Raw genomic sequence first — 5687 nt, forward strand, 5'->3', positions numbered from 1 at the left:
CGTCTCACCGAGATCGAGGACATCTCCGAAGCCAAACGCAACATGAAAATGACGCATGTCGCTCTGGACGCGGTTTAGCGGGGAGGATGGGTTTCGCTGCGCTCTACCGGTTCCGGGACGTTGGAGCGGGGGAGGATGGGTTTCGCTGCGCTCTACCCATCCTACGCGCTTGCTTGGGGTAAGCGGTTGATTTCGTTTTAGACAGTAGGCCACCGGGAGCTGATGGACAGCAATACGCGCAACTACCTGACCGTCACCGCCGGCTATTGGGCGTTCACCGTCACCGACGGGGCGATCCGGATGCTGGTGGTGCTCTATTTCCACCTGCTCGGATATTCGCCGTTCGAGGTGGCGATGCTGTTCCTCTTCTACGAGGTCTTCGGCATCGTCACCAATCTGGTCGGCGGCTGGTTGGGTGCGCGGATCGGGCTTAATCTGACCATGCACATCGGCATGGGGTTACAGGTGGTGGCGCTCGCCATGCTGACGGTCCCGGATGCCTGGTTGACCGTGGCTTACGTGATGGTTGCTCAGGCGATGTCGGGCATTGCCAAGGACCTGAACAAAATGTCCGCCAAGGCGACGGTGAAGACCTTGGTCGGGGCGGGCGGCGAATCGCGACTGTTCAAATATGTTGCCATCCTCACCGGCTCGAAGAACGCGCTCAAGGGCGCCGGCTTTTTCATCGGTGCGGCGCTCCTGGAGCTCATCGGCTTCCGCGGGGCGTTGGCGGTGCTCGCGGGGATGCTTTTGATCGTGTTGCTCGTGACCGCGATCCTGTTGCCCTCGGGCGTCGGTCGCATGGCGTCCAAGCCTAAGTTCACGCAGGTCTTCTCCAATACGCCGGAGATCAACTGGCTCTCGGCAGCGCGCTTCTTTTTGTTCGGCGCGCGCGATGTCTGGTTCGTCGTGGGTCTGCCGGTGTTTCTGTACGCGGTGCTCGGATGGAGCTTTACCCAGGTCGGTACCTTCATGGCATCTTGGGTGATCGGCTATGGAATGGTGCAAGCCGCAGCACCGCGCCTGTTGCACCTCGGGCGGTCGAACGAGCCGGTTCGGCGTCATCCGGGCGGTCGCACGGCGCGACGTTGGGCCTTGCTGCTTGCGATCGTACCGGCGGGAATGGCCTTCGCGCTCCACCAAGGCTGGCCGCCCGGCGAGGTGCTGATCGTCGGTCTGATCCTGTTCGGCGTCTTGTTCGCCATCAACTCCGCGGTCCATTCCTATCTGATCTTGGCCTACTCTGACTTCGAGAAGGTTTCGATGAGCGTCGGCTTCTACTACATGGCCAATGCCGGCGGGCGACTCGCGGGGACGGTGCTCTCGGGTCTGGTCTATCAGACGCAGGGGATCGAAGGGTGTCTGTGGTGGTCGGCCGGTTTCGTGCTCGCCGCCTTCCTGCTCTCGCTGCGCCTGCCCGAGGTCTGCGAAGGCAAGCCGGAGGCGGTTTCCGCCTGATGCCATCCTTGGGGTCAGATCCATGACATCCGAATCGGGCGTCGGCCGGATTTTGATTTTCGCCTGCGGGAATCCCTCGCGCGGAGACGACGCCCTCGGGCCACTCCTGATCGATCGTCTGAGCCTGGATCCCGATCTCGCGCGGCGCGGCATCGAGACCCTGACCGATTTTCAGCTTCAGATCGAGCATGTCCTTGACCTTCAGGGCCGCGAGCACGTCGTCTTCGTGGATGCGGCCGTCAGCGGCCCGGAGCCCTTCACCTTCCTTCCTCTGCGCCCGAGTCCGGAGGCGTCGTTCAGCACCCATGCAGTCGCTCCGGGCGTCTTGTTGACCCTGTTTCGACAGGTCACCGGAAAAACGCCCCCACCGGCCCGGCTTCTGGCGATACGCGGCTTCGAGTTCGCGCTGGGTGCACCCTTGAGCGAGCCTGCGTCGGCCAATCTCGACCGGGCCGCTCGCTTTCTGCTCCATCTCTTGCGGTCCGACGCGATCGTCGGAGGCTCGGATTAGTCGGTGGCTCGGGTGGACCAGGGTCGACCGAGCATGAGATAGAGCGCCCCGAACCCGCCGTCGGCATAGCCGTATCCCAGATAGATGGGGCCGATGAAGGTGTCGGCGCCCAGGAAGAGGCTGCTGCCGAAGCGCAGGTTGTCGAAGCCGATCTCCGAGCGTTGGTCCCAGACGTTGCCCGCTTCCAGCGAGGCCCCGGCATAGGTATTGAAAAGTCCGGTTGTGAGGTTGCGCAAATAGACGGCACGCGCCAGCCCGAGGTTTCCGCCCGAGAGCTCGTCTTGATTGAAGCCCGAGAGATTCAGGAAGCCGCCCAGTCGGTAGAAGGACTGAGCCGGCTCCTGTCCGCCGAAGCTGCCGGCCATTCTGATGCCGGTCAGGAGTGTATTCTTCCCCCAACTCCTGGCGTTCAGGAGGTTGAATCCGGCCTGATCGTAGTTCTCGGATGCGCCGATCTCGGTCCGGGAGGTCAAGGCGAATGCGCTGCCCACCCAGCCGCGACGCGGGAAGTTGGCGCTGTCGAGGGTATCGAGATAGAAGGTGAGGTCGAGCGTGCCTTCGTCGAACCCGTACCCTTGCATGCCGGGGTCGCCGTAGCGAAGATCGGCATCGCCCGCGTAGCGCCTGTACTTGAGCCCGAGGCGTCCCCAGTTGCCGAAATTCCGGCCGCCTTCGAGTGATCCGCCGAGACGCGAGATCAGATACTTGGCTGACGGGTTGTCCGATTTCTCGGGTTCGAATAGGGTCAGACTCTCGGTGAAGTAGCCGGCGGTCGCCTCGACATACCAGCGCTCCAAGGGGTCGAGCGGCAGATAGAACTCCGTGGTCAGGCCGGGCTCCTCGCCGGCCTGCAGAAAGGTCCGCCATTCGGCGTTCAGCGCGTTGACGGGGGCCATCGTGTAGGCCGCGCCGACATTGAATCGCGAGTCGCCCCCGGAGGCGGAGGACAGCTCGATGCCGAACTGCAGGGAGCTGGTACCCCATGATTTTTCGGTGGCGGTAATGACCAGCTCGGTTTCGTCCTCGGGGGTCGTCTCCACGCGATAGTGGACCGACTCGAAGTTGTCCTGATCGAAGACGCGGTCGATCTGCGCCTCCAGGGCATCCGGGTCCAGCGGCTCGCCGAGCGGCACGTCCAGGCGATCGGTAATGAGCGCGTTGGCCAGGCGCGAGCGATTCTCCACGCGCACCCGATCGATGATCGGCATGGGTTTGCTCGTGAGGCGTTGTTGCTGCAGATATGCGGCATAGCGGGCCGTCGGGATCTCGAGCGCCGCCAGTGATCCCTCCTGCTCCTGCGCACCACGCTCGCCGATGGCGATCGCCTTGAGCATGATGTTGAAGTCCGCGGCGGTGACCTCGCGCCCCAAAGGCGGTGTGACGAGGACATCGCGCCCGCGCAGCGTGGCGATCTCCTCCTGAGTGTTGCGCCAGGTGACCAGGCCCATGACCTGGTCAAGCATCTCAAGCACGTTGTTGATCTCTTCGCGATCGCGACGGGGTCCGCCGACATCCACGGCGATGATGATGTCCGCGCCCATGTCGCGGACCACGCTGACCGGCAGGTTCATGGCCAGACCGCCGTCGATGAGGAGCTGATCGTCGATCTCCACCGGGGCGAAGGCCGCGGGCACCGCCATGCTGGCGCGGATCGAGGTCGCAAGATCGCCGCTGCCGAGGATCACGGCCTCCCCGGTCACTGCATCCGTGGCGACGGCGCGGAAGGGAATCCTCAGATCGTCGAAATCATGGATGGATCTTGCGGGAAGCGTGTAGCGGCGCAGCGCGAGGTCGAGCCGATGGCCCTGGATCAGGGCCGGGACGAGATTCACCTCGCGCTTCTCCTCGTTGACCCCCGGTCTGGCACTCAGCAGGAAGTCGTTGTCGTCGAGCTTGCGATGGATGCGCCGTTCGTGGCGCGGGGGCTCGTCCTGAAAGATCGCTGTCCAGTCGATCTCCTCGATGGTCGCCTCGATCTCGTCGGGCGACATGCCCATGGCATAGAGCCCGCCGATGACCGCACCCATTGAGGTGCCGGCGATATAGTCGACCGGGATCCCCATCCGCTCGATGACCTTCAGCACGCCGACGTGCGCCGCGCCGCGCGCACCGCCGCCGGAAAGCGCCAGGCCGATCGTCGGTCGCCCCGATGCCTCCGACGGTGCGCTCGGGAGGACAAGTCCGAGCAGGGGAACCAGCAGCAGGGCCAGCCGCAGTGGATGCTTGAGAGCACGCACAGGCACGATGTCGTTCCTCGTTGAAAAAGCGCTACGGTAGCATGCCCGCGACGCGCCGCGTCGGCTTGGAGCGCGGCGACGATCGGCCGCAGGCGAGTCATTTCGGCTAGACTTCGGCCGTCGACCTTTATCAAGGATGCCTGACGATGTCCTACAGCGTGCATGTCTCGGAGCCTGATTCGGGAGGCCTGTTCGAAACCCGCCGCGTCTCGCGTCGACTCGGGCGACTGGTCTGCGGCCTTCTCGTCGGTGGCTTGACTCTGTCGGGCTGCGGTAAACCCGACGCTCCCGCGCCGGAGATGCCACCGCCCTCGGTGATCGTGGTTGCCGCAGCGTCCCGGGATGTCGACGAGGAGGCATCCTTCGTCGGGCGGGTGATCGCGGTCAACCGGGTCGATCTGCGTGCTCGGGTCGAGGGTTTCCTCGAAGAACGTCGCTTCACCGAGGGCCAAGAGGTCAAGGTCGGCGAGGTCCTCTTCGTGATCGAGCCCGGTCAATACGCGGCCGCAGTCGAGCAGCGCCAGGCCGATCTGGAAAAGGCACGGGCCGATCAACTGAATACCGCCGCCCAGTTGGCGCGCGGACTGGAGTTGGTCAAGGCCAAGAACATCTCGCAATCCTCCGTCGACGAGCTGCAGGCCGCGGATTCGATCGCGAAGGCGGGCATTACGCTTGCGCAGGCCGCCCTGACACAGGCTATGCTCGATCTGAGCTATACGACAATCACGGCGCCGGTCGCCGGCCGCATCGGGCTTGCGAGCTACACGGTGGGCAATCTGGTCGGTCCCGCCTCGGGCACCTTGGCGACGATCGTGAGTCGCGATCCCATCTACGTGCAGTTCCCGGTAACGCAGCGTGATCTGCTCGGTGCGCGCCAAACCATCGAAGACAAGGGCGGCAACGCTCGCGATGTGAAGGTGCGTGTGCGCCTGCCGGACGGCACACTCTACGAGCACGCGGGGCGTCTGGATTTCGTCGACGTGACCACGGATCCGGGGACGGACTCGGTCACCCTGCGCGCCGAGCTGCCGAACCCGGACGGCATCCTCGTCGATCGGCAGTATGTCGGCGTCCTGCTCGAAGCGGGTGCACCCGAATCGGCGATCCTGATCCCGCAATCGGCGCTTCAGGTCGATCAGCAAGGCGTCTACGTCATGATCCTCGATGCCGACGGCAAGGCCCAAACGCGTCGCATCGAGACGGGGCAGAACAAGGGGGCGGATGCCGTCGTCACCAAGGGTCTGGTCGAAGGGGAGCTGGTCATCACGCAAGGGATCCAGCAGGTGAGGCCCGGTCAGGCCGTGAGCGCCGCGCCTGCAACGAGCGCCGCCGGAGCACTCGAGCAATGATCTCCGACGTCTTCATCGACCGGCCGCGGCTCTCGATCGTCATCTCGGTCGTCATCACGCTGGCCGGGCTGATCGCCATCACGCGCATCCCGGTCGCGCAGTTTCCCGATATCGTTCCGCCGCAGGTCTCGG

At 64.4% G+C, this 5687-nt stretch carries 5 protein-coding genes; 4 read left to right on the top strand and 1 reads right to left on the bottom strand.

What is annotated here, in order from left to right; all coding sequences use genetic code 11:
• Positions 1 to 222: 222 nt before the first annotated feature.
• Both arsJ and GPT33_RS16715 read left to right on the top strand, forming a co-directional pair.
• Positions 223 to 1458, top strand: coding sequence for an organoarsenical effux MFS transporter ArsJ (gene arsJ / locus GPT33_RS16710; protein ID WP_296811202.1), 1236 nt, complete (start codon positions 223 to 225; stop codon positions 1456 to 1458).
• 22 nt (positions 1459 to 1480) lie between these two features.
• Positions 1481 to 1969 (top strand): hydrogenase maturation protease, encoded by a 489-nt coding sequence (locus GPT33_RS16715; RefSeq protein WP_296811204.1) that lies wholly within the window; start codon positions 1481 to 1483, stop codon positions 1967 to 1969.
• On the opposite strand, the gene GPT33_RS16720 is transcribed toward GPT33_RS16715, so the two are convergent.
• Positions 1966 to 4212, bottom strand: a complete 2247-nt coding sequence (locus GPT33_RS16720) for a patatin-like phospholipase family protein (protein WP_296811207.1) — start codon at positions 4210 to 4212, stop codon at positions 1966 to 1968. The genes GPT33_RS16715 and GPT33_RS16720 overlap by 4 nt on opposite strands.
• A 140-nt stretch (positions 4213 to 4352) precedes the next feature.
• Here GPT33_RS16720 and GPT33_RS16725 point away from each other — a divergent pair, with 140 nt between their 5' ends.
• Both GPT33_RS16725 and GPT33_RS18925 read left to right on the top strand, forming a co-directional pair.
• A complete protein-coding gene (locus GPT33_RS16725; protein WP_296811209.1) occupies positions 4353 to 5555 on the top strand; it encodes an efflux RND transporter periplasmic adaptor subunit in 1203 nt (400 codons plus the stop codon).
• Positions 5552 to 5687: efflux RND transporter permease subunit (locus tag GPT33_RS18925; protein WP_363929441.1), on the top strand; the 136-nt coding region annotated here is incomplete at its 3' end. The genes GPT33_RS16725 and GPT33_RS18925, both read left to right, overlap by 4 nt.

It is taken from the genome of Thiocapsa sp., from assembly GCF_011390875.1.
Lineage (GTDB): Bacteria > Pseudomonadota > Gammaproteobacteria > Chromatiales > Chromatiaceae > Thiocapsa.

Excerpts from the sequence above, each read along its gene's own strand:
- arsJ (WP_296811202.1), top strand. The coding sequence starts at position 223 with ATGGACAGCAATACGCGCAACTACCTGACCGTCACCGCCGGCTATTGG.
- GPT33_RS16715 (WP_296811204.1), top strand. The coding sequence starts at position 1,481 with ATGACATCCGAATCGGGCGTCGGCCGGATTTTGATTTTCGCCTGCGGG.
- GPT33_RS16725 (WP_296811209.1), top strand. The coding sequence starts at position 4,353 with ATGTCCTACAGCGTGCATGTCTCGGAGCCTGATTCGGGAGGCCTGTTC.